This window comes from Spirosoma sp. KCTC 42546 (genome assembly GCF_006965485.1).
Taxonomy (GTDB): Bacteria; Bacteroidota; Bacteroidia; order Cytophagales; family Spirosomataceae; genus Spirosoma.
The window spans coordinates 546,634-570,233 of the sequence record NZ_CP041360.1; the positions used below are offsets into that span (position 1 = coordinate 546,634).

Genomic DNA, 23,600 nt, shown 5'->3' on the forward strand with positions numbered 1-23,600 from the left:
TGTGGCTTTAGCGCGTGTGCTAATCTATACACGGGCTAAAGCCACATCTACGAACAACAGCTAAGCGCTAGGCGCGCATAATGAGCACAGGTAGGCTGGCATGATTCAGAACGTCTTCCGCCACACTGCCCGACAGGAGGTGCTGTAAGCCTTTGTGGCCGTGTGTGAACAGAACAATCAGGTCTGCTTTTGTTTCCTCAGCATACTGAATAATACCATCGGGTACATTGTGGGCGTGGCGGGTCACAAACTCAAATTCGGTGATTCCCTTGGTTGAGGCAAACTCATTTACCCAATCACGTACACCATCTGGGTCTCGGTTATCGGTTGGGGTAATGATGTAGAGAAATTGATGTAAACCCTGTTCGCCCATCTGAAATGGGTAAAGGTGTTTAGATTTCAAGCGGTCGTCTACATCGACTGCACAAACGATGTTTTCGGGTTGGAAATGAGTAATGGGATGTTTGATAACCAGTACCGGGCAATGGGCATACCGAACAACGGCTTCTGCATTCGAGCCAATCAATAACTCTTCCAGGCCAGATGCGCCCTTCGAGGCCATCACGATCAGATCGGCCGGTTGGTCGGTGATGGCACCTACCAGTCCCTGCCCATTGGTAAGTAAGGTTGGGGTGATTGTAACGCCAGCATAGGCTGGGTTATTGGCCAATGCCTGCAAGCTTTGGTAGGCATCCTGCTCAATTTTTTCGTAAGCAGCCAAGGTACTTTCTGTGACAATAGGTAGTGCTTCTGCGTACGTAGGCGTAAGCATCATCATCGGGTAGGTTACCGAGTGCAGTAAACTAACTTCGGACCCGTAGGTTCGGGCCAGGCTAACAGCTACCGATAAGGCTGAGTCGGTGAGAGGACTAAGGTCGGTAGGAACAAGGATGGTTTTCATACGTAGGATTTGTTTGGATGACCAGGCAAAGCAACCTGTTTACATCTCAGAATTGACTGATAAATGATGGCTAACTAGCTGATTTTCATCAGATGAGTAAAGTCATTTAGCTGCCTGACGTAACTCTGTATGTACACACATAAGGGGGCGTAATTTTGGTCTGCTACCTAAATCTGATATTCGCCATGTTACGTGACCTATCGCCCGAAGTGACAGACTATTTGCTGAGTACTCAGTTTTTTGGTCGCCTTGGCTGTGCTGCCGATGGGCAGGTTCTGGTTATACCCGTCACTTATCTCTATGATGGACATGCGATCTATGGCCAAACGCATGAGGGAACTAAAATCAACATGCTTCGGAAGAATCCGGCCGTCTGCTTTGAAGTCGACGATGTGTACAGCCCTTCCTGCTGGCGTAGCGTAGTGGTGCAGGGCATATATGAAGAATTGCATGGCGATGAACGGCAATACGCCGAACAGCGGCTTGGTCCGGGGCGGGTTGCACCCGTCAAACAATCCCAGGATGGGCAACCTAAATCAGAAGCGGTAACCCCACCTCCTACAGTGGTTTATCGTATTCGTATTCTCAGCAAAACGGGCCGAAGCGAAATCAAGGAATAACCACCTGTTATCTTCTTCTATCAATCATGGAAACGCTCGATTCATTTATTACGATTGCGTACGTTGTTACCAATGTAGTTTCTGTGGGGCAGGCCGTTGCCAGTTACCGATGGCCTACTGTTGCCCGAATTGTGTTTGGGCTCTTATTTGCCAGTGCGGCCTTCGTTAATACCCGCACGGTTCTCGATACGCCCTGGGTATATCAAAGCTATGCGGACTATGCCATTCCGCTTTATAGCCGGTTTATTCTCGGACCCTTCGATACGATCATTCAGCCAATGGTGCTTAGTATTGCCATTGGGCAGGCTCTCATTGCTGGCTCAATGGCTATGAAAGGGCGTTGGTTTCGAGGGGGGTGCCTGGGTGGAATTGTTTTTTGTCTGGCCATTGCTCCGCTTGGCCTAGGATCGGCTTTCCCAGCCACATTACTTATGGCAGTGGCCTTTTACCGACTTTATTCCCGCGGAATTAATCAGCATATCAACGAGGTAGTCAAGAAAAATCAGGTTTTTCTGCCCGTTGACTGAAGTCGATATCTAAAACGGTTCTATAGATTCTGCCGTACTGAAAAAAGAATCGGTTCATGGCTATCGAATCCTACAGCTTAGTGAGGCAGGGGTCATGGCTTACTGAATTAAATCTATTTTAACTACAAATTGATCAAAATCAGCGGCAGTACTGATCTGGAGCAGAGTCCGGCAGAGGCAAGGGCTGTACGTTTACATCACTTTAGTAGATCGAGGGATTACTAAAAAAGGACACTAGTTTTAAAGAGGGAACGGGAGACCCAAACCCCGCGACGATTTCGTTACGGGGTTTTTTGTTGATAAAACGACCGATTATGACTAAGCCAGTACAGCCCCCGGCGAGTCCGAATACCCGCCCCCCAATCCATCCCCTGCTGGATGACACACTCCGCCAATCGCTCGAGGGGCCTAAAGACCGACGTTCTGAGCTACGGTTTATATTTCAGGTTGGCTGGCAGTTTCTTAAGGGGCTGCGCACCTTGCATTTTGTTGGCCCCTGTGTAACGGTGTTTGGCTCGGCCCGTTTCCGGGAAGGGCATCCGTATTACGATCTGACTCGCCAGATGGGGCGTGCTATCCAGGAACTGGGTTTTACGGTGATGACGGGCGGTGGGCCGGGGCTGATGGAAGCCGCTAATCGGGGGGCGTTTGAAACCGGCGGGCGATCGGTCGGCTGTAACGTTCGTCTGCCATTCGAACAACAGCCAAACCCCTATCTGCATACCCGTGTAACAATCAATTTCTTCTTCGTGCGGAAAGTGCTGCTGCTAAAGTACTCCTACGCCTTTGTGGTGATGCCAGGTGGTTGGGGAACAATGGATGAACTGTTTGAGACCCTGACACTGGTGCAAACGGGCGTGATTCATCACTTTCCTGTGGTACTAATGGGCCGCGACTATTACCAGCCTCTGCTGGAATATATGCAGGAAATGATTCGGGTAGGAACCATCAGCGAGAAAGACCTGAAGCTGGTTTGCCTTACAGATGATGTTGCCGAAGCTCAGCAGCACATTCAGACGTATGTGCAGGAAAATTACAAAATAATTCCCCGCCGGAAACCACTCTGGTGGTTACTGGAGCGGGTCTGATGATAGCCTTGGTCGGATCAATTTACCCGCAAAATAGCTGAGCTAATCAGTCGCTTTTACAGTCTGCTGCGGGCCTGAATTCTATCAGTAATTCACCTGATGGACATCATACATTGGGTGGGGTTCGTCGGCCACCTTTGTGAGGTCATTTTCTGCTTTTAACCGCTTAGCAACGCATGAAAAAGATTCTTCTGCTGACCGATTTTTCGGAAGCCTCTCACAAAGCACTTGAATTTGCCCGTTCTTTTTTTAGCGATACCGTCGTCGATTTTCATCTGCTCTGTGTCTATCCTGTAGAAGCTGATGGTTTTTATAGCCCCAGGCACGTCGCCGAAACGGTGCATACTGCCTTTATCAGCCAGTTACGGGATATGGTTACCGAGTTACGCAAACAACCCGCTATCGACTGGCATACGTTCCGCTCATCGGCAATGCCAGGTAAGCTGATTGATGTAGTCCGGCAAAATCTTGACGCAGAGGCCTATGATTTAGTGGTCATTGGAGCGAAGAAAGATGGTACCAATGAGTTATTTGGCAATAGCGCTACAACATTGATTCGTCAATTAAATGCAAACATATTAGTGGTGCCATTCGATGCGGTTAGTAAACCCATACGTCGGATTGTACTCGCTATTGACTTTGCTAATCTGAAGAGCTGTAAACTGCTCTGTCCTGTAAAAGAGCTTGCATCGCTTAAAGGAGCAACCCTCACGTTACTGACGATTGATACACCAGGTAAAAAGGCCATCCGTCTTGAACGGGAAATTAGTATCCGGCAGTTTCTGGCCCCTCTTGAGCCAACCGTGGCTCGTTTGCAGTCTTCCGATGCCAGAAAGGGTATCGACGATTATCTGGCCGGGCATTCCGTAGATCTGTTAGTGACGATTCCAAAACACAAAGGGTTGAACGATATTCTGACAGGCAAAAGCATTACCCGCTCATTGGCTTACATGCCTCCTGTACCTATGCTTACTCTTTACGATGATGGGAGCAGTGATCAGCCCCGGCTTATTGAAGACCTTTCAAATTTAGATTACGCTTTATAAACACGCACACGACCATGTATAAGATTTTAGTACTAACCGACTTCTCTGCTGCCTCAAAGCATGCTATTGCCTTTACACAAGCCCTTTTTGCCGATACCGCAACTGATTTCTGTTTACTGCATACGTTTCCTCTCCAGCCAGAGGTAGGGTATAGCGGTGTGTTCCTCCTGGCCGAACAACGGGAGTCGGCCGAGAAGTCGCTACAGGCTCTTCAACATACTATTAGGGAGCAGCCTGTGCCGGATTACCACACCTACCGGACGCTGGTCATCCCCGGTAGTCCGGAACGAGCCGTTGAGGAACTACTTACCCAAGAGCATTTTGATCTGGTTGTAACAGGAGCAACTGGTTTTGGGCGAAGTGAACTGGTTGGTAGTGTGGCTACGGGTATGATTCGGTCGGCCAAAACAAATGTGCTGGTTATACCCGCAACGGCTCCTATCCGGCCACTTGAACATGTGGTGCTGGCCACCGACTATCGTTCCGTCAATGACACGGAATCGTTTGATATCCTGAACGATCTGGCTAGTCGAAAGGGAGCGCAGCTTACGCTATTGACCATCGAAAACCCTCAGCAGCACACACCTCCGGTTTCGGATCTGAGCCGCCAGTACGTGGTAAGTGCTTTCGAGAATCTTCAAACGGATACCTATACGATTCACGACGAGAATGTACTACAGGGTATTAATTCCTATCTAGACATTCATACGGTAGATATGCTGGTGATGCTACCCCATCACAAAAGTTTCTTTGATGTACTGCGAAATAAAAGTGTAGCTCGCTCAGTAGCCTACCATCCACGCGTACCTCTACTGGCACTTTATGATTCCGTTACGGCTACCCCAGTTGATAAACCCACGTCAGAACTGGAAACGACTCCATTTGCCTCTTACCTCTAACTGACCAATTCTTATGAGAACAGAAAAATATCGACAGCTCAATCAGGTTCATTTGCTACACCGAATCTGGCGCAATGAATTATCGCTAGCCATTCAGGAGGTTAACTTTTGGGAGGATATGCTGGGCTCTTTAGGTGAGGGCATGAGCCCAGCTGTTACGGATGATGAGACCTGGAAAGCTGAAATTAGTCAGCTACACCATTTTCGGAGGCTCATCAACCGGTTACTGGAAGAGATGCAGACCATTGATTCTGAAGTGGCTGCCGGTGTACGGTTTGACCATGTTCTGGATACAGGAACCCGCCAGGATCATCAATTCCTCCGTGGGGAAATGGATAGCTTTCACGCCGATTTTCGGACGTTTAAAGCCGAAATTCGAAACTATATTGTTGCTCAGCCAACATTCTGATGTATAGGTATTGATTTGCCACAATCCCGGTAGCTCCAAATGAGCTACCGGGATTTTTTTTGCTAAAAAACGACCGTCTAATAACTATCGGAGGAAAAAATACATCCCAACAATCCCTCCAGTATGAGGGCACGTACATACGGCATCGTTTAGGAGGTAACTGGTTAGTAGTTAACGGATTGCCTATGTGCCAATCCCCGGCTTAATCAGGCCTAATTGATACCTGAGTAAACATTCGTCTTGACTAGTGTATCTTAACAAAGCGTGTATATAGCTGTTTTTGTAATCAAGTGTAATTGAGCCCATAGATTTTGTAGTTCTCGTCTGGACTGGCATTGGTTTTGTATTATCATGTACTGGAAATGTACTGGATGCATAGAAGCTCTGTGTACGTTTTCCATCGCTCTTTTTGTGCAACTGATAAATTACTCAGCATTATGGCATTTTATGTAGATCGCGGGCAGTGGATTACGTCTGAATTACTTAACTGGCCACCATTGCGTGTCTATGACAATTGTAGTGGGGCACAATGGTTGTCTGTAGCTGACCTGGTGTATCTGGAAGGCGAATTAAATTACACCTGGCTTCAATTTGCGAACGGTCGGCGAATACTGGTTCCGTACACGCTAAAGCGATTTGAAGATAAACTACCGGCTAGCTGGTTTATCCGATTGCATCGCCACCACATGGTTAATCGCAAGTTTATTGAACGCGTAGAATGCGACGCAAGTGGACCTGTGTTCTATCTGGTTACGGGTGTAATTCTGCCCGTATCACGTCGTCGGTGGTTTATCCTTCGTCGTCAGCTTGACTTTCATCGACCCACCAACTCTGTAAAGTAAACGATTTGGATTTACAAGTGCTGCCTGCACCGTTGGTTATACTAGTTGTAGTGTAACCCGAAATTCCAGTCCATCATCTTCGACCACCGGAGCAGGTTGCCCTAACATCTGATATTTGGCCAGGATGTTATTCAAACCGATACCGTTCGAGAACGTACGGCTGGGCTTGCGCTGTAAATTATTGCTAACAACCAACTGGTGCTCAGTGGTTTTTAAAGAAATAGTCAGCGGTTGGTCGGGTAGGATAATATTATGTTTTACGGCGTTCTCAATTAACAGTTGCAGCGTTAGGGGAGGGAGTTGACGGGTTTCAGTACCAGCATGAATACAGATATCCAGAATCAGTGCTTCGCCATGACGGGTTTTAAGCAGGTGATAATAGGACTGGATAAACTCAAGCTCACTAGCTAAAGAGGTTAACCCCGACTCGTTACTACGAAGCAAGTACCGATAGACGGAGCTAAGTTCTTCGGCAAAGAGTTCCGCCTGGCGAGGGTCTTCGCCGATCAGTGAAATGAGCGAGTTAAGACTGTTAAATAGAAAGTGTGGATTTACCTGCTGCCGCAACGTATCGAGTTGAGCCTGTAACTGGGCTTTGCTAAGCGTATCGACTTCGCGACGCGACTGTTGCCAGTGACCGAAATTATGGATGCTTTCGTACGTAATGACAACAATACCGACCAGGATTATGGTAAAGAGCCAGGCCAGCCCCAGTTGATTTATAGAAAAGCCAACATAAGGTAGTTTAATGGTGTAGTAAATGCCGTAAATAAGCGTAACGTGCACGCATGAACTGCTTGCACAGGCTACAAACATCCTGATTGTCCGACGCATATATTCGCTGGGGTCAGGATACAGGCTCAGTACTTTCAGGGAAATGATATTATTGACGTACCAGTTGCTGAATGAAAGAATCAGGGTGATGCCTGTGGCTAATCCAAATGTTATCCAGTTTTGCCAATAAGCAGGGCCGATCAATAGCCAGTTTAAAACACTAACATATATAGGCAGCACAATGACTTGCAGGAGCGAGTCATAATTTGAATATGCTGGTAGCTTCATGATAGAGGAGCAGCCAATGTCGGCTACTCAAAATTACGTATTTCTATCAAGAGGCCAACGTGGCAAAAATCCTTACGATAAGCCTGGTAAAGGCGGAGTTTAGTGGTCGCCTAATGGCCATATTGTTGGGCACAGAACTGTTGTACCTTTTCCCGGCTCCGTTTCAGACGCATTTTAACTGCACTAGGTTTGAGATTATAGAGCTCAGCTAGTTCATTAATACTCATACTGTCCTCGTATTTTAAGCGGAGCAGGGTGCGCTCGTTAACAGAAAGGGTTGCTATTGCCTCCTTCACAACCAAAACCGTTTCTTCATGCAATTGAGCCTCCTGTAAATCGGGCAGTGCCTGGTTTATACCTTCTTCCATAGGAGCGAAGCTAAATCGCTTGGCTAGTCGTAGCTGATCTGAGCAGTAATTAAAAGCGATTGAGTAAAGCCAGGTTGAAAAACTTGATCGTTCCTGAAATGCATCCAGCTTGCTGAATACTTTCAAAAAGATGTCGTGGGTAAAATCCTCGGCTTTTTCGGCGTCCTTAGTCATTGATAGACACCGGCGATAGACTTTATTGACATAACGAGAATATAGCGTCTCGAAACATTGATTAGGTTGACTCGGTAACAATTGACGAATCGTTTCTTCGTCTGTTAAAGAAGTGTGCATAATTTACGGGTGGTGTATTCGTCAAAATGGGAGTAATTACTATGGAATAGATATACATACGTATATAGTATGTTTTGAGATGCCTCATACTAGGGAAAAATATAACAAATCTATTAAGTGGCGGGTCTTTATTAAATTTGAATGATAAACCTGAAGTGTTGTTTTGGATTTGAATAAGGGCTGTTTACCAATAGGTTTAAGTAAAAGTACGTGCTATTTATCAGTAGATTGTACTAATTGAGAATTTGTAATTTTTCAATATAGGCTATGCCGAAAACACTACGTTTCAGCGTTAAAATTTGACGGTATTGGCTGGTATTGGTAGCTAGGGATTCCTCAGCATTTTCTCAAATTCGTCAACGGAAGGGTCCATATTTTTTAATTCGCAGTCAGATGCCAGGGCCGAAAGCCGCTGACTAGCTATTATCAGTTTACTGGTTTCCTGCATCGCACAATCAGCGTTATAGCCTTTGCTACGAACAACAAAGGCTACCTGATCATCAGCCTGCCATACATTTCCCCAAATCAACATAGGCTTATGGTTACCGCAAAATGAAAACCTGCCTGCTGGCTTAGCGGTGCCTTTGCCATGGCTTTCGCTAAACATTTTCTGTAGCTGGTCGCTGTAGTCGCAGGAAATCCTAAATAGTCTATTGTCATAAAAGGCCAGCGAAAGGGTTGACACTGCAATGCCGGAAACTGTAACCGTTAATGCGGTAAATGTCCGAATATGAGTACAGGGTAGGGCTATTGTCCCTTTAACATACGATTGCTCATCTTCCTTAAACTCATTTCCCCGAAGAGAATCAGGTGTAGTTACGCCAATCTGGTAGTTGCCTAGTCTATACACTTCCAACTGGGCATTACTCAGGTTGGGAAATAGGATGGCCAGGAGTATCAGGGAATAGAGTTGTTTCATCGATACGTTGAGGCTGTGCACTATCACCCGGCAAAATTTGTTAGTTTTACAATAACCGTACTCGTCAAGGCTATCATGGACTGTAAATTTATTGAAAAAGCGACTGGGGCTATGGCCGATAGATCACGTTTGTCAATTCTGATTGAATTGACCAAGAAAAAAACGCTGACTAATGCTGAGGTGATTGAGTTGGTAGGTCTGTCGCAGCCTTGCGTTTCTCATCATATCAAACAACTGATTGATAGTGGTTTAGTAAATGCGTCTAAGGAGGGCCGCACGGTGCATTTGCAGCTAAATAAAGAAGCCATTCAGCAGTTAACGTCTTTTTTAGATACCCTGGGCTAATTAGTTTCTTCTATTCATCCAAACTTTTAAATATATGGATTTGTTAGCACGGAGAATTACTGCAAAGCCTTTGCTTTGTTCACCCCTAAAAACAACTACATAGAATGGCTCAGAAACTGTTTTCAGAAGCTAAGCTTGGTGCTTTAACGCTTGCCAACCACATTGTAATGGCCCCAATGACCCGGAGCCGCGCCCTGGGTAATATCCCGAATGACATGATTGCTGAGTATTATGCGCAACGAGCCTCGGCAGGTCTGATCATTACGGAGGGAACTTCACCTTCTCCGAATGGTCTGGGTTATGCCCGTATACCCGGCATTTACAATGCTGAGCAGATTGATGGCTGGAAAAAAGTAACTTCAGCAATACACGGAAAAGGCAGCAAGATTTTTATCCAGTTAATGCATACAGGTCGGATTTCGCACAGCGCCAATATGCCCAATGGAGCCGAAATTCTGGCCCCATCCTCCGTAGCTGCGGCTGGCGATATGTGGACGGATTCAGAAGGTATGCAGCCTAACGCCACCCCCCGGGAGATGACCCAAGCCGACGTTAAAGCGGCTATTCAAGAATACATTCAAGCCGCAAAGAACGCTATTGCAGCTGGTTTTGATGGAATTGAGCTGCATGGTGCAAATGGTTATTTGATCGAGCAGTTTCTGAGCGCCCGTAGCAATCAACGTACCGATGAGTATGGCGGCTCCATTGAAAATCGGGCGCGATTCTTACTCGATATAGCGGCTGGATCAATTGCTGCTATCGGCGCCGATAAGGTGGGATTGCGGTTGTCTCCTTTCGGAGCAGCGGGGGATCTACTTCCTCATGCCGATGATAACCATGACCTATATGTTTATCTGGCTGAGGAACTAAATAAGCTTGGCTTAGTGTATCTGCACCTGGTTGATCATTCAGGTATGGGTGCTCCTGCTGTACCGGCGGCTACGGTAGCGGCAATTCGGGATGGGTTTAAAGGAACGATCATTTTATGCGGTAGCTACAACGCTGAACGGGCAGAAGAAGACCTCGAAAGTGGCAAGGCTGACCTGATTGCATTTGGGCGTCCATTCATTGCGAACCCTGATCTGGTCGATCGTTTGGAAACGGGGGCTGAATTGGCACAACTTGACCCAGCTACGCTGTATGCACCAGGCCCTAATGGTTTTGAGCAAGGTTATATCGACTACCCCACGCTGGTTGAAGCGCAGCAAGTGTAAGCATGTAATACAAATTCGCTGGATTATAAGAGCGTTTTTTGATACAGCGCGCCAGTTGAATTGTATATAGATAGAAACAAAGCATAAGGAGGCTGAGTACCGTACGGTATCCAGCCTCCTTATGCTTTGTTTCTGGTAAAAACATCCGGACTTCTTACCGTATAGGGTATTACGTTTGTGCAGCTATTGAACATACCAGTCTTAGTCTGTGTAAGGATTTTTGATTTTTATCCACGAAATACAGTGGATAAGTGTGGATAACTTAACTTACAAATAAGCTGACCTGCAATCCGCCCTGATTTAATGTTCCTATAGCCTCTACTCCACAGCATAAATTCCTGTTCTGTTTACTTCGTAGAAAAACAGGATGCATATGTGGCTCATGACAAAACTTCTTCTTAGCCGCTCTGGCCGTCCATGATTTAATTCTTCCAGTAATGTTTCAGGAAAGGCTCAGTTGATGTATTTATAAGGTAATTATACTATGAGTATATTACTTAATGTGACTTTTTGCTTTTTTTTCATCTAATAGATCAAACCGCTCCAAGCGGCAGATTACCTACCGTACTTTTATGAATAAGAAATCGCTTCCTATCCCCGGTCCCTGGACTGTTGTTTCTCTCATCTCGGGCTCATTTTTCTATTTGACAATCAAGTCAGTTTATCATCTGCTTGTCGGTGGACTTATTAATTAGCGCGTTTAATTACATCCTTTTTCAAGCAAGCCGGGTCATTACCTGAAAGCTGTATCTGGCGCATTTTTTATACGTGCTCAACCCAATCTGGCTTCTACTATTTAAAATGGGTTAAACTATAGTTAGGCTCCAGTACTATTAAATCTTTTTTGTTGTCGGGCGGTTTATGAAGATAAGTCTTACACTGAAAATTATGGAAACCAAGACGAGGTCACTGCTCTTTGTTATTCCTAATCGTTACTGCTGCACAGTTCCTGTCAGCGTGACGGGTTCTCTCTGGTCTGGATATGGAGGCTGGCGTTATTGCGCCTGCTCATTCTCATTGGTAAAGTTGGATGCTCATCTCAGGCCTAGGCCAATTCATTCCGCCTGCCGATTCATTCATCCTGGGATAGACTATGATGCCCTTACCTACCCATCTGCACAATTACATTCTCGATCCCGTTTGTGGATGTGGACCAGAATTGACGAAACGCTGGTGATTCCAATACGCCGGAGCGCTTCACAAAAACGGGCGGCCTAGTTATTCTACTGACATTACCAATTGGCTATCAGGCGTTGGCTGTAACAGGCTTGTGCGGTTGTAACTGTTAACTTTCCTAAAAGAGCCCGTTTCTAAAGCGAACAAATTTCGACCGTATAGGTTATATATGTTCATTAAGCTCTTATAGCCTATGCCCTGACTTTTGCCTGACTATCCGCTTACTGTCATGGAAATCAAGAAGAAAGCGCTGCTTATTCCCGGCCCCTGGACGCTGGTATTTGCTATTTCGGCATGGTTATTCTGGCTGGCTTTGGAAGGTATATGGCAATTAATTACTTAAGCTATAGCTATACACTTAATGAGCGTGTCTGAAAAATTGGCTAACGCGCTATGATTGAAATTGGTAGATTGCAGCCATGAACCGAATTCAGGAGCAACAAAACCAACTTCCTCGCCACGGCATCGAATTCCTGTCCGAAACGGATTGTGACCGTATTCTTGCAGAATATGCAGCACTTTGTGATACGTACGTTGCCAGCCCCTATAAACCCGAAGTACTGCTTACACAGGCACGAGGTCGGGCAGGGCAGACTAATATTCATATTGTTGGTGTTGGTGCTGTGTTCTATGGCGAAACAGCATTTGAAGCAAAACTAAAGGCTATTGTTGGATTTCTGGATCGCGGGTATTTTAAGCTGGACGGCAATTTGCGGCTTATTCGACTCCTGTAAGCATATACATGATTCCTGTTGTAGGTAGCCGAAGAGAAGTAACTGGCTAAGCATACACCCCGGGCTTTATCCTACTAGATAGAGCCTGGGGTGAATAGAATGAGCTAATACAGGCCAGTGTAGAGGCAACATGACTTTATTAGTGCTTCCCTAAATGGATTCTATTGGATTGATAATCAGAATAATATGATTTAAGGGTGCTGGATGCGCATTCGTTGACTGGCCGGTACTGCTCCGCGAAACTAAATTGAAGAGTGCCTGATAAGCAGGAAGTAAGTCATTCTTTCTTTGAGAAATCTTGATTATCTCTGGTATTTTTCTGAACCGCGATTGCTCCAAACAAGCCTAGCAAAAACGCAAATGCATAAAATCCTTTTTCACTGGGCAAGAGTGTTGCGTTCCATAGACCAATTGTTAATAGGGTAATGGACAATATGGTTGAAAACCAACAGATCCCATAATAGATATCAGTGACTGGGAGCCCCTCTAGTCTATCTCTGACACTTTTTTGTACAGATACCACCGAGAAAATACCAAACATTAAAACGGTGAAATAGAAGCCCTTTTCATTTAGAAGCATATCGGATCGCCAAAGCCCGATTAAATAACCGAGCATACCTGCTCCCAGAGCAACCCATGAAGCGCCTACAAAGGCGGCTGATGTTTTTTGATTCATACGAGATGTTTTCTGTTTAATGTGTGCAAAAAAGAAGTACTCACTGGTCCTGATTTGAAAATCTGTATAAGGCGCAACTTGACTAAAAGGCAACTCCTGAAGGTGCTTCCAGGACTACCTGTTAATTGCTATCACAAAATTAAATGAGTGAGAAGCTGCCAGTTAGTGAAAACTTTTAACGAGGTCCTTTCAGGCAACAATAGGATGGTTTAAAGCTACAATTGGCACATATCGTACGCCGATAAAACCTGAAGTTTCTTATAAAGGGTAGGCTATAGTGTAAACAAAAATGCTCAGATGCGAAATCGAATGTAATTCCGATTTCGTACATATGGTAACTAATATTATACTTCTCCCTCTATGCGAAAACAACTACTGGATACTGATCAGATTATGTATGCGCTCGGTGATGGAAACTACAGCAATTTGTATTTTTCAAACGGTACCGTTGAGCTCACCAGCCACACGCTAAAGTGGTATGAGGAAGGCTATCCTACTTTCTTGCGGATTAGCAAGAGTGCCATGATTAACCCGAAGTATATAAAGGATTGTGTCAGTGTCTCTCCTGGTATAGCTTATATTACAATGGATACGGGTGTCCAGATTGCTATTTCCCGTCGCAGGATTCAGCGAGTCGCTTTTAAATTGCGACGCATGGGTGAATCTGTAAGTAAAGAAGTTGGCAAGCCTGGAAGAAACTGATACAAGCCTGGGTTTCAAGGGCGATTATTTCCCTGTAAGGCGATACAAAACAAAAATTAACTCTAAGTGTGAGTCTTTACACGAAATATATTGTAGAAATTGGCTGTCTTCTGATCATCTTCAAACTAACCCCCAGGTACCAGGGCCCAGCTTTTTACTAGCTGGGCCTTTTCTATATCCGGCCTCTATAAAGGATCATGCTCTGAAGTAGCCATAACAGGCTGAGAAAAGCACCTAAAGTAGTCTGAAATGACCTGTTCCTAAGCCAATTTGAGTAAAAAAGAGAAGTAATTCAGCGCTAATAGAGTGCCGTTGCTTGTGACGAAAAATCGTAATTTTTTCTTCCCTTGTAAGAATTCATACCATGATAAGTACTAATGAGGTAAATACGTGGTGTCATGAGTGAACTAGAACAGAACCATATTTTTGAGATGTGGCTAAGCCAGCATAAGGCCTTACTTTTTAAAGTAGTACGGGCTTATGCGTTTACAGCTATGGATCAGGATGATCTGTTCCAGGAGATCATTATTCAAGTATGGCATTCCATTCCAACTTTCAAACAGCAGTCGTCCAATACTACCTGGATGTACCGTATCGCGCTAAATACGGCTATTAAATGGCTTAGTAAAGAACGAAAACATACCCAATCTCAAGAAACACTTGATCACATCCAGGCTATTTTGCAAGAGAGTACCATTGAGATGGATGAGCGCCTGACCTGGCTCTATGAGGAAATTTATAAGCTCGATGAAATTGATCGTTCTATTTCCTTACTCCTGCTAGATGGGTTTAGCTATAAAGAGATGGCTGGCATACTGGGAATCTCGGAATCAAATGTTGGGGTAAAAATTAATCGAATTAAAAAACAGCTTATCACTAAATCTAAACAACAGGATTGTCATGGAATTTGACGAATTACAAAAAATCTGGGATTCCCAGACCAGAGAGCCACTGTGGGTTATCAATGAAAACGCATTACACAAGCGTATTCTGGCAAAAAAGAACCAGGCTCACCATATCACGACTATCAGTGAATTGCTCTTGCTTTTCGTGAATAGCATTGCCGGGGGTTTGATACTTGGAATTAATTTTTTCAAGCATTCAGAGAGCCTTTTTCTCTATATCATGGCTGCCTGGATGTTTCTTACTGCCTTGTATGTTCTGATGAGTCGGTTTCGCAGGCTAAAAGGTGAAAATGAGTTTGATCGCTCTATGCTTGGGGAACTGAATCATGCAGTCTCGATGGCAACTTACCAGGTACATCTTTCCCAACTGATGCGTTGGAATACGCTGCCTATTGGAATCCTTAGCCTGTTAAGTATTTGGGAAGGTGGTAAATCGGTTTGGCTAGCACTGGGTGTTCTGGCGTTTTTTGCCCTAACCTATTTTGCCAGTGGATGGGAACATCGGGTTTATACCAACAAAAAGCGAGAGCTGGAATCGCTACAAAAAAAATTGGAGAAAGAAGAGATTACTGGTTGAGTTTAGGCATACCAGGGCGGTCACGTTTCAGCTAGTTAAGCCAGATTGACAGGTTTACCAATACGGGCATGCTAAACCAGTAGCTCAACTAAAAGTACAAATTGTGAGTCGATGTTTTGAACTGGGGGGAGTGGTTTTTTTTCTTTTCAGAATGGACTTGCCATCGTTTATTGAACCCTACATTTAGCGGCCTTTCCGTAGTAACCAGTAAAAATAGCGCCCGTCCAGACAAGTATTTTGGACGGACGCTATTTTTTACTCGGATCGCAGACTTTTTACCGGATTCATCAGGGATGCTTTGAGGGCCTGGAAACTCACCGTTAGCAGGGCAACGATTCCTGTTGCCAACAATGCCAGCAGAAATATGAGTGGACTGAGCGAAATCTTATACGCAAAATTGTTCAGCCAGCCGTTCATTACCCACCATGCCACGGGAGCGGCCAGAACGAAAGCAATACCAATTAGCCGCACAAACTCCCGACTGAACAGCCACAAAATACTACCGGTACTGGCCCCTAATACTTTGCGCACGCCAACTTCTTTCGTTCGCTGCACGACCATGAACAATACGAGCCCGTACAAACCCATACAGCCAATGAGCAAGGCAATCCCGGCAAAAAAGTTGATCAGCCTGCCCATCGTCTGCTCCTGTAGATAGGTCTTCTGGAGCTGATCTTCCACAAACGATGGTTCGAAAAAACTGTCGGTATACACCTGATTGTACACTTGCTCTAACTGAGCCAACGCCCGACTGTAGTTCGCAGCGTTTAGTTGAATATTGGCCGAATAGTAGCCACTGGCGAGCGTGGTCAGAAATAGCGGATTGATCCGCTGCTTAAGGTCCGACTGATTATAATCAGTCAACACGCCCACAATTTCCAGGGGTGCAAAACCCTCTTTATGTAAGAACTTGCCCAATACGTCCTTCGGATGGCTGAAGCCCAGCTGGTGCATAAATGTTTGGTTAATGAGCGCTTCGCGGGCTGTGTCAGAAGGCTGTATATTGCGCCCGGCCACTAACTTGAGGTCATACACGCCCACATAATTGGCATCGATCCAGGCCTGCTGGGGTCCGTAAGGCTCTTCTTTGGGACGAGTGTCGAAACGAACCCTAGTCTGACTGGTCCAGCCAGACTGGGGAGGTCCACCCATCGAATAACTGAACTGGCCAACATCGGGTAGAGCGGTCGCCAGGTTACGGAACGTACTGAGTTTACTCAGGTCCTGCGTTGGTGTGTTGGGCAAACTCACGGTCAGAATGGCATCTTTACGAAAGCCCAGGTCCTTAGCCCGAACGTAGCTAAGCTGATTGGCCACCACGATCAACCCAATGATCAGCATCTGTGAAATAGCGAACTGGGTTGTCACCAGGCCCCGTCTGAGCGAAAACCCGCCCACTTGCTGCGTGGTGAGCCGACCCGCCAGCGCTACCACGGGTCGGAAACCCGCCACAACCAGCGCCGGATACAGGCCCGACAGCAGAATAACGGTTGACACCAGCAGGGCTAACCACCCGATTACGGCGGGTGAAAAGTAAAATGTAAACCGGAATGGGCCGTGCAGGTAGGTGTGGGCCAGCGTTTGCCCATACCAAAATAAGGCTCCCGCCAACACGAAGGCTATACCGACAATAAGGGTTGTTTCGCCCATGAATTGCCAGAATAGCTGCGTTTTGGTACTTCCCAATACCTTCCGAACGCCCACCTCCCGGGCCCGGTTAAGCGCCTGTGCCGTAGCGAGATTCACAAAGTTGATACTCGCCGTACCCACCAGCAACAGGCCAATCAATGCCAGCGATAGTAGCAATCCCCGGCTTACCCCGCCGTATTCGGGCGATAAGTGCATGGTGCTGAATGGGATAGCTGGATAGGAGGTTCCTTTAAGTTGCTTCGGATTATATTTCTTGATGAACGATAGCAGATTCCGGTTCCAATCCGAGACGGTGAAGCGGTCGTTGAACAGGGCGAAACAGTGGGTACTGCCATTGGTGTTGTCAAAAGGTTCATCTTCAGGACGCATGCCGAGCTGCTCCTTAAGTGATCCCCAGGAGGCCATGATCGAGTATGCCAGATCGGTATCGTCCCGATAGTCGGCGAACACACCGACTACGCGAGCCGGAATACGGGCGTCGAGCCGGACGGTTCGGCCAACAACGCTGGTTGTTGTACCGAAGCATTTGGTAGCCATCTCGGCGCTCATCACGACCGTGCCGGGTTGGCGAAGGTCATCAGGCCCACCCGCCAGCCAGGTGTAGTCGAAAATCTTGAAGTAGGCTGGTTCAACAAAGGCACCCTTGTAGTCGTTATCCTTGATTTTCTTATCGACCCCATTCGCAACGGGTACCGCTACCAGGGGCGAGTACCACTCTTCCAGCATCGCCACCCGTTCAATACCGGGATAATCGCTGCGGACCGCCTGTCCGAGCGGATAGGGGATGCCCTGAATGTTGAGTTCATTCGTAGATGATGTAAATCGGGAGGTAAATTGGTAGATCCGGTCGAAGTTCCGATGATGGTGATCGGTTTGGAAGTGGTAGCGCACCAGGGCAAAAATCAGCAGTGCACAACCCATGCCGAGGGCCAGCCCTGTTACATTGATGAACGCGTAAGCGCGGTTCTTGCGCAGATTACGCCAGGCGATGAGAAAATAATTTTGAATCATAGCGGGTTGTAGGATAAATGTGTTCTGGTACGCTGGCGGCAAGCTGGTGGGCCGGAGCGATTTCGGGTTTGAATTAGCGTAAGCCTCGGTAGTTCTGCGTCGGGCCAATGGGCGAATCATGCGTAGTACCGCCAGTATATAGTGCCAACGGGCTCTCGATTCGCCTATCGTCTTCACCCAGTAGGCGTACATTTCCAGTAAATCGCCCTGTAGTTCGTCTTCCAGGCCAGGCGGGCTGAATCGATTCAGCAGCCAGGCGGCCCAGCGTGGCGGCCCGGAATGGTGTTCGTTGCCGTTGGTCAAGCGCCCCATAGCTGTACAACTTGCGTTGGAATTTGATCCCATAATTGGCTACGCATCTGCCGACACTCGATCAGCGCTCGTTGCCCAGCCGTGGTTACCGTGAACAGACGTTTTTGACGACCTCCCCGCTCGGCGGTAGCTCCGCCCATCTCGGAAGAGACGAATCCCTTTTCTTCCAGCCGTTGCAGGGTGGTGTGGACAGTAGGAAAGCTGATGCTACGGGCCATTTGCTGGTCAATGGTTTGCGTAATGGAGGCACAGTAAGCCGACTCCTGTAGAGCGGCTACCGTCAGTAAAACGACTTCTTCCAGCTCTCCTAAAAAGGCTCGTTTCATTGTGAAAAGCGGTTGAAATAAATTGCGTTCAATATTAGTATAGACTTTGTCGTACAAATACCAGACCAACTATCAATCCGTGGCCTGCCTACTCAAAAAGGGCTATTTTAGGGTAGAACCGGATGGGAATCTGTCCATTTTTGGACACGTATCGTACAAAAATGGACAGAGGGTAGGCCTCGCCAGCTAGTTGCTGATATGGGTAGCCAGGCTTACTTCGATACGTAGCAATCGAATCGCTGAAAAATTTTAAAACGTACGCCTGGAGTTCGAACTACAGGTGAATGTAGTTCTTCTAGATATCTTTGATAACCCACGTATCGGGTGTGTTTTGCTTGCCGCTCGTGAGTTCCAGACCTTTCCCTTCTGACGGATTTCGTACCCCTTTATCCGTCAGCATCTGACCTATTTGATTAGCTAAATAAATGGACGCTTCGATTTCTGCTTTGCGAATGGCAACGCTTTCAATATTGAAGCCGAAAGGGATTGAGCGTTCCATGCAGAATGTGGTCAGTTCGGTGGCAATGTCGAGACATATCTGCACCGATTTTTCAAGGATATCGTCCGATTTTTTCAGGTCTTCTTTCAATTCATCCGGTACGTGAATACCCAACCATTCCATAAAATGGAGTGTTTTAGTCGATCCACAAGCGGTAATGGTGAAAATGATCGTCGGGGCTTTTACCTGTTGCGTGTTACAACGGATAGTCAGGTCTTCGATAACCTGCTTGGCGTAGTCAAGATTGAACACACACTGTGAAATAAAGTACGATACACCGCAGTTCATCTTATCCAGCATTCGGACATCTTCATCGTTCAGTACGTTGTGCCGTTCGGGGATGGTTACCGCGCCGATAACGGATGTGTTCTGGTGTTTGCTCCAGAGCCTGTATGCTTCCGGCAGACTGGTTTTTACCGGGTAATCCGGTGCTGGCACACCTACAAAAACAGGATAGAAATTGTGGTCGTGCAGTTCTTCCAGCCAATCAGAGAGCTCTACGTTAGAAAACTTGCCGGCAGGGCGGTATATGATTTTCGGAATGGTTAATGTACCCAGATAACCAGCCGCAAAAACAAGCGGGTCAAGCGCATTTATAAAGGGAAAGGGCCTTTCTTCTGTTGTCCGGGCCGACTCATCCTGAACATCATACACCACGAGGGCATCGATATCCAGAGCAGTCAGTCGCTCAATGGTTTTTTGGGCAATCTCGGCAACGCGTTCAGGGGCCGTACCGGCTTTGGGTGGCGTGATGCCGTACAGTAGCACGCCAGATTCTCCGGATTTGATCTTTTCTAAAAACATGATTGTACTTGAACCAGGGCTTAAGGCTTCTTCATTTGGTTTTAAAGATAGTACCTATATAATGAATTTTCAGCCATCATCGCTTATGGCTTCTATAGGTACTTATTTTCCGCCTGTCTCATTTCGCCGGTAGCCACTCATTTACCCCAACATTGGGGTCATCAACCACATTTATTCTCGTCAACACTAGGGTTAGCTTAATTTTGTAACTCATCACATCCAGAAATGGTGGCCTGGTTCAGAATTCACGGTAAACAATTATTAATTGGTATCGCTTTGGCGGCACTACCGCTTGTCTATTTTATGTATCAGGGTGTGAGCTGGCAACCACTTAACCCACATGAACATATTATTCAAAATGGACTGGCTTATATCTTGTTGCTGCTTTTCTCCTACTATAACCACACCGTATTTGTTCCGCGCTGGTTTCTGGCCAAACAGTATGCACGGTACACCCTTGTTGCGGCCTGTTGCGTATTAACAGTTGCCTTTCTTCCGTATCGGATCGAGCAGTGGGCCTACTTTAAACCACCTAAGGAGAACACCCTACTGGCTTGGGGCCGACAAATCTTTGTGGAGGAAATGATGCTGGAACCCCATTCCACTCCCCCTGATCAGTCACATCCAAACGAGCTTGATCCTTTTTTTTATCCCCACACCAAACAGAGGCCTTCCCGGCCACCGAATGGCTCTTGGCCAGACAGAAGACGGCCAGGTGATCACCACGGCCCTCCGTTTACGCTCTTACTGCCCGTCAAGCTGGCTCTCTTTTTTTTATTGGGAAGTGTAAGTACCCTGTTATCGATCTCGGTGCTAACGGCTAATCGGCTCCGGCAGGTTGAGACCGATCAGTTGAAGGCTGAATTACAGCAGCTGAAAGCGCAGATTCATCCCCATTTCCTGTTTAATACGCTCAACAGCATTTATTCTCTGGCGATTCGGAACGATGAACAGACGGCGGATACGATTGTCAAGCTCGCTGAGTTTATGCGCTATATTATTCGTGATGCCCACCGGGATAAGGTGCCCTTGTTAACCGAGGTTAACTATATAGCTAACTATATTGATTTACAAAAGGCACGCTTGCGGGATGCGGTTCAGATTGATTACCAATTGGAAGGAAACGGGGATGGGCTACAAATAGCACCGCTACTGCTATTCTCCTTCATTGAAAATGCGTTCAAGTATGGCGTTAGTCCAGAAGAAGACTCGCTGATTATCATTCATTTATCTATCAAAGATGAGCAGCTACGGTTATATGTTGCTAACAACAAGGTTGACGTTAATCAACTGGAAAAATCAACGATGGTTGGACTGAAAAATGCCCGGGAACGGCTAAGGCTCCTTTATCCAGCTGAACATGAACTAGTCGTTGAGGATACCCCATCGCATTACCACGTCACCTTAACTCTTACCTTATCATGATGAAAGCAATAGCGTTGGATGATGAACGTCCTGCGTTGGATGTAATCGAAGCCTTCTGTAGTCGAATTGATTTTGTAGATCTGGTCAAAACCTTCACCCGAACAGGCGAAGCTCGTATCTATCTCGAAAGCAATCCCGTCGATTTAATCTTTCTGGATATTAATATGCCGAAGGAGTCGGGATTAGCCTTTTTTAAATCCATCACGCAACAAACCCTCGTTATTTTCACGACGGCCTATAGTGAGTATGCGTTGGAGAGCTACGACGTAGAAGCCGCAGATTATCTTCTTAAACCTTACACCTTCGAGCGGTTCAACAAAGCCATGCAGCGCGCCCAGGCCCGGTGGCGTACACTCCAGCAGATAAACAGCCAAAACCTTTCAGAGTCAGAACCGACGCAGCTCTTCTTTCGGGCTGATTACGGTCTGGTAAAGGTGACTGTTGCTGATATTTTCTTTATTGAGGGGCTGGATAACTACCTCAAGATTCATGTGCGGGAAGGACAACCCGTGGTTTTACGGCTTACCTTAAAAGCCATACTGGACAAGTTACCTGCCACTAAATTCATTCGCGTTCATCGGTCCTTCATTGTCGCCATCGATAAAATTCAATCGATCCGTGGTCGTATGATTCTAATAGGCGAAGAAGAAATTCCGATTGGAAGTAGCTATGAAAAAGATTTTTTTAGCCTGTTTATGAAATAAAAGCTCCTAAGTAAGCGGCTTTTCGTATCCTGATTAATTGATTTTGAACGTGCAGCAGTCGCCAGGTTCGGTGGCTGCTGCACGATTCGTTTAAACACGTGTTGATGAGCATTTTCGGCTTAGTCGGCAGACTGGTTTAACCCCAGAATTTTCCTTATTCGCCACAAATCCAGCCTAATTACCCCTAAACTAATAGGGTTGACCACTCTTTTTTTTACCCCCTTTTTTTATAGGCGACCTTTGTCTCGTCAGCATAACCCGCCGGTGGAGAAAGTGCCGGATTATCCATGCTGATCAATCAATAAACAGCTCATTCGCCACAACATTTTGGCTCTTTACCCCACCAAGGCATTGGCTGTGCAACAGTGATTACCGGTTTTAAGTACTAGAGTACAAAAGCAAACAGGCGTTACGTAGAATTACGAAGCATACATCATGAAACGAATTAACCTAGCTATCTCCCTGCTAATCCTACTGGGGTTCTCTAACCTCTTCGAATCCTGTAAATCAACGGAGGTCGACTCCACCAGTTCCAGTTCAACAGGTTCGACAACAAGTAGCTCCAGCTCAATTACAACGGCTCTGTCCGCTACGGCTACAACTACAACCTGTACCTCAACCGGTGTTGCTCAGATCGTCTGCCTGACCGAAGCCTTTAAAGCGACCTTATCCAGTACGCAACTGGCCACCACTCAACTCACCTATTCCAAATCAAACGCCCAAAAATGGTCGAACCTGCCCGCGGGTCTATCCGCCCGAATAGGGATCAGCCTGGGCTCACTCAGCGACACCCAACTAGCCGCCTTCCGCAACCTGATGGTAGCTGTGCTGGCGCTAAACACAACGAACGAAGGTTATGATGAGATGATCGGCAATCTGGTAGCCGATGATTACCTCAACACCATTGGCGGAGGTTCAGATTACGGGGCTGGTAATTATTATATCTCGATTCTGGGTACGCCTAGTACGTCGAGCTTGTGGGCGATTCTGTTCACCGGCCACCATTACACCCAGCCTTTCACCTTTAACGGCGGAGCGAATACGGGTGTTACCCCCGCTTTTCGGGGCACCGAGCCTCAGGCGGCTGTGACCACAGCCAGTCGTACATACCAGGCCTTTGAGCAGGAGCGAGTAGCTTTTGCCGCCATGCTAACGGGGCTGAGTACCGCCGAGCAAACGACGGCAAAATTATCCGGCACTTACAATGATCTGGTACTGGGGCCCGGGCAGGATGGTAAATTTCCGGCTACCAAGTCCGGTCTGCTGGTGAGCAATCTGAGCAGCGACAAGCAGGCGCTGGTTTTAAGTGCCATTAAGTTGTATGTCAACGATCTGGATGCGAGCCTGGCGGCTTCCGTACTAACCAAGTATACCTCGGAGTTAGCCAATACCTACATCGCTTATTCAGGAACAACCGCGATGAGTTCGCAAGGCGATTATGTGCGTATTGATGGGCCGAGTGTCTGGATCGAGTTTTCCTATCAGGGCGGGGTTATCATTAAGAATACACCCCATTCCCACTCGGTCTGGCGGGATCATACCACAGACTATGGTGGTAACTAACG

The 23,600-nt window shown here is 46.6% G+C and carries 24 protein-coding genes; 16 read left to right on the top strand and 8 right to left on the bottom strand.

The features are described from left to right. Positions 1–67: 67 nt before the first annotated feature. A complete protein-coding gene (locus EXU85_RS02365; protein WP_142770536.1) occupies positions 68–901 on the bottom strand; it encodes a universal stress protein in 834 nt (277 codons plus the stop codon). Between the two features lie 185 nt (positions 902–1,086). Here EXU85_RS02365 and EXU85_RS02370 point away from each other — a divergent pair, with 185 nt between their 5' ends. The 7 genes from EXU85_RS02370 to EXU85_RS02400 all read left to right on the top strand — a co-directional run bounded on the left by EXU85_RS02370 (position 1,087) and on the right by EXU85_RS02400 (position 6,332). Beyond that, entirely contained in the window at positions 1,087–1,521 is a 435-nt protein-coding gene (locus EXU85_RS02370) for a pyridoxamine 5'-phosphate oxidase family protein (RefSeq protein ID WP_142770537.1), read from the top strand. A 26-nt stretch (positions 1,522–1,547) separates the two neighbouring features. After that, positions 1,548–2,048 (top strand): hypothetical protein, encoded by a 501-nt coding sequence (locus EXU85_RS02375; protein WP_142770538.1) that lies wholly within the window; start codon positions 1,548–1,550, stop codon positions 2,046–2,048. Between the two features lie 314 nt (positions 2,049–2,362). Continuing rightward, positions 2,363–3,136 (top strand): TIGR00730 family Rossman fold protein, encoded by a 774-nt coding sequence (locus EXU85_RS02380; RefSeq protein WP_142770539.1) that lies wholly within the window; start codon positions 2,363–2,365, stop codon positions 3,134–3,136. A gap of 176 nt (positions 3,137–3,312) precedes the next feature. Then, complete coding sequence (locus tag EXU85_RS02385; RefSeq protein ID WP_142770540.1) at positions 3,313–4,182, top strand: universal stress protein; 870 nt, start codon at positions 3,313–3,315, stop codon at positions 4,180–4,182. Positions 4,183–4,196: 14 nt separating this feature from the next. Beyond that, positions 4,197–5,081, top strand: coding sequence for a universal stress protein (locus EXU85_RS02390; RefSeq protein ID WP_142770541.1), 885 nt, complete (start codon positions 4,197–4,199; stop codon positions 5,079–5,081). A gap of 13 nt (positions 5,082–5,094) precedes the next feature. Further along, positions 5,095–5,490 (top strand): hypothetical protein, encoded by a 396-nt coding sequence (locus EXU85_RS02395; protein WP_142770542.1) that lies wholly within the window; start codon positions 5,095–5,097, stop codon positions 5,488–5,490. Between the two features lie 437 nt (positions 5,491–5,927). Further along, positions 5,928–6,332 carry a LytTR family DNA-binding domain-containing protein gene (locus tag EXU85_RS02400; RefSeq protein ID WP_168207723.1) on the top strand — a complete coding sequence of 135 codons (405 nt, stop codon included), beginning with the start codon at positions 5,928–5,930 and terminating at the stop codon, positions 6,330–6,332. Between the two features lie 36 nt (positions 6,333–6,368). On the opposite strand, the gene EXU85_RS02405 is transcribed toward EXU85_RS02400, so the two are convergent. From EXU85_RS02405 to EXU85_RS02415, 3 genes are all read right to left on the bottom strand, one after another. Then, positions 6,369–7,394 (bottom strand): sensor histidine kinase, encoded by a 1,026-nt coding sequence (locus EXU85_RS02405; protein WP_142770543.1) that lies wholly within the window; start codon positions 7,392–7,394, stop codon positions 6,369–6,371. A 110-nt stretch (positions 7,395–7,504) separates the two neighbouring features. Then, on the bottom strand, positions 7,505–8,056 hold the full coding sequence (locus tag EXU85_RS02410) for an RNA polymerase sigma factor (RefSeq protein WP_142770544.1): 552 nt from the start codon (positions 8,054–8,056) through the stop codon (positions 7,505–7,507). 325 nt (positions 8,057–8,381) lie between these two features. Further along, positions 8,382–8,975, bottom strand: a complete 594-nt coding sequence (locus tag EXU85_RS02415; protein WP_142770545.1) for a hypothetical protein — start codon at positions 8,973–8,975, stop codon at positions 8,382–8,384. 75 nt (positions 8,976–9,050) lie between these two features. On the opposite strand from EXU85_RS02415, the gene EXU85_RS02420 reads away from it, so the two are divergent. From EXU85_RS02420 to EXU85_RS02430, 3 genes are all read left to right on the top strand, one after another. Continuing rightward, positions 9,051–9,320 carry a helix-turn-helix transcriptional regulator gene (locus tag EXU85_RS02420; protein WP_142770546.1) on the top strand — a complete coding sequence of 90 codons (270 nt, stop codon included), beginning with the start codon at positions 9,051–9,053 and terminating at the stop codon, positions 9,318–9,320. A gap of 104 nt (positions 9,321–9,424) precedes the next feature. Continuing rightward, positions 9,425–10,534: an alkene reductase gene (locus EXU85_RS02425; protein ID WP_142770547.1), complete on the top strand. Its 1,110-nt coding sequence runs from the start codon at positions 9,425–9,427 to the stop codon at positions 10,532–10,534. 1,595 nt (positions 10,535–12,129) lie between these two features. Further along, positions 12,130–12,444: a hypothetical protein gene (locus EXU85_RS02430; protein WP_142770548.1), complete on the top strand. Its 315-nt coding sequence runs from the start codon at positions 12,130–12,132 to the stop codon at positions 12,442–12,444. Positions 12,445–12,721: 277 nt separating this feature from the next. Here EXU85_RS02430 and yiaA read toward each other — a convergent pair whose 3' ends face one another. Next, complete coding sequence (gene yiaA, locus EXU85_RS02435) at positions 12,722–13,120, bottom strand: inner membrane protein YiaA (protein WP_142770549.1); 399 nt, start codon at positions 13,118–13,120, stop codon at positions 12,722–12,724. A gap of 360 nt (positions 13,121–13,480) precedes the next feature. Here yiaA and EXU85_RS02440 point away from each other — a divergent pair, with 360 nt between their 5' ends. From EXU85_RS02440 to EXU85_RS02450, 3 genes are all read left to right on the top strand, one after another. Next, positions 13,481–13,822: a LytTR family DNA-binding domain-containing protein gene (locus EXU85_RS02440; RefSeq protein ID WP_142770550.1), complete on the top strand. Its 342-nt coding sequence runs from the start codon at positions 13,481–13,483 to the stop codon at positions 13,820–13,822. A 398-nt stretch (positions 13,823–14,220) separates the two neighbouring features. Beyond that, positions 14,221–14,733 (top strand): RNA polymerase sigma factor, encoded by a 513-nt coding sequence (locus tag EXU85_RS02445; RefSeq protein ID WP_142770551.1) that lies wholly within the window; start codon positions 14,221–14,223, stop codon positions 14,731–14,733. Beyond that, entirely contained in the window at positions 14,723–15,304 is a 582-nt protein-coding gene (locus EXU85_RS02450; RefSeq protein WP_142770552.1) for a hypothetical protein, read from the top strand. The genes EXU85_RS02445 and EXU85_RS02450 overlap by 11 nt, the downstream gene beginning before the upstream one ends. Positions 15,305–15,559: 255 nt before the next feature. Here the strand turns inward: EXU85_RS02450 and EXU85_RS02455 are convergent, their stop codons facing one another. From EXU85_RS02455 to EXU85_RS02465, 3 genes are all read right to left on the bottom strand, one after another. After that, the gene (locus tag EXU85_RS02455) at positions 15,560–18,277 is read right to left on the bottom strand and encodes an ABC transporter permease (protein WP_246859406.1); all 2,718 of its coding nucleotides are present in this window, start codon (positions 18,275–18,277) and stop codon (positions 15,560–15,562) included. After that, positions 18,265–18,603 (bottom strand): PadR family transcriptional regulator, encoded by a 339-nt coding sequence (locus EXU85_RS02460; RefSeq protein WP_142770553.1) that lies wholly within the window; start codon positions 18,601–18,603, stop codon positions 18,265–18,267. The genes EXU85_RS02455 and EXU85_RS02460 overlap by 13 nt, the downstream gene beginning before the upstream one ends. A 295-nt stretch (positions 18,604–18,898) precedes the next feature. Continuing rightward, positions 18,899–19,906 carry a methylenetetrahydrofolate reductase gene (locus EXU85_RS02465; RefSeq protein WP_142770554.1) on the bottom strand — a complete coding sequence of 336 codons (1,008 nt, stop codon included), beginning with the start codon at positions 19,904–19,906 and terminating at the stop codon, positions 18,899–18,901. A gap of 225 nt (positions 19,907–20,131) precedes the next feature. Here EXU85_RS02465 and EXU85_RS02470 point away from each other — a divergent pair, with 225 nt between their 5' ends. The 3 genes from EXU85_RS02470 (at position 20,132) to EXU85_RS02480 (ending at position 23,598) form a co-directional block, all read left to right on the top strand. Continuing rightward, entirely contained in the window at positions 20,132–21,331 is a 1,200-nt protein-coding gene (locus EXU85_RS02470; RefSeq protein ID WP_142770555.1) for a sensor histidine kinase, read from the top strand. Beyond that, positions 21,331–22,035, top strand: coding sequence for a LytTR family DNA-binding domain-containing protein (locus tag EXU85_RS02475; protein WP_142776591.1), 705 nt, complete (start codon positions 21,331–21,333; stop codon positions 22,033–22,035). The genes EXU85_RS02470 and EXU85_RS02475 overlap by 1 nt, the downstream gene beginning before the upstream one ends. A 435-nt stretch (positions 22,036–22,470) precedes the next feature. Further along, the gene (locus EXU85_RS02480; protein ID WP_142770556.1) at positions 22,471–23,598 is read left to right on the top strand and encodes a DUF3500 domain-containing protein; all 1,128 of its coding nucleotides are present in this window, start codon (positions 22,471–22,473) and stop codon (positions 23,596–23,598) included. Positions 23,599–23,600: the final 2 nt, after the last annotated feature.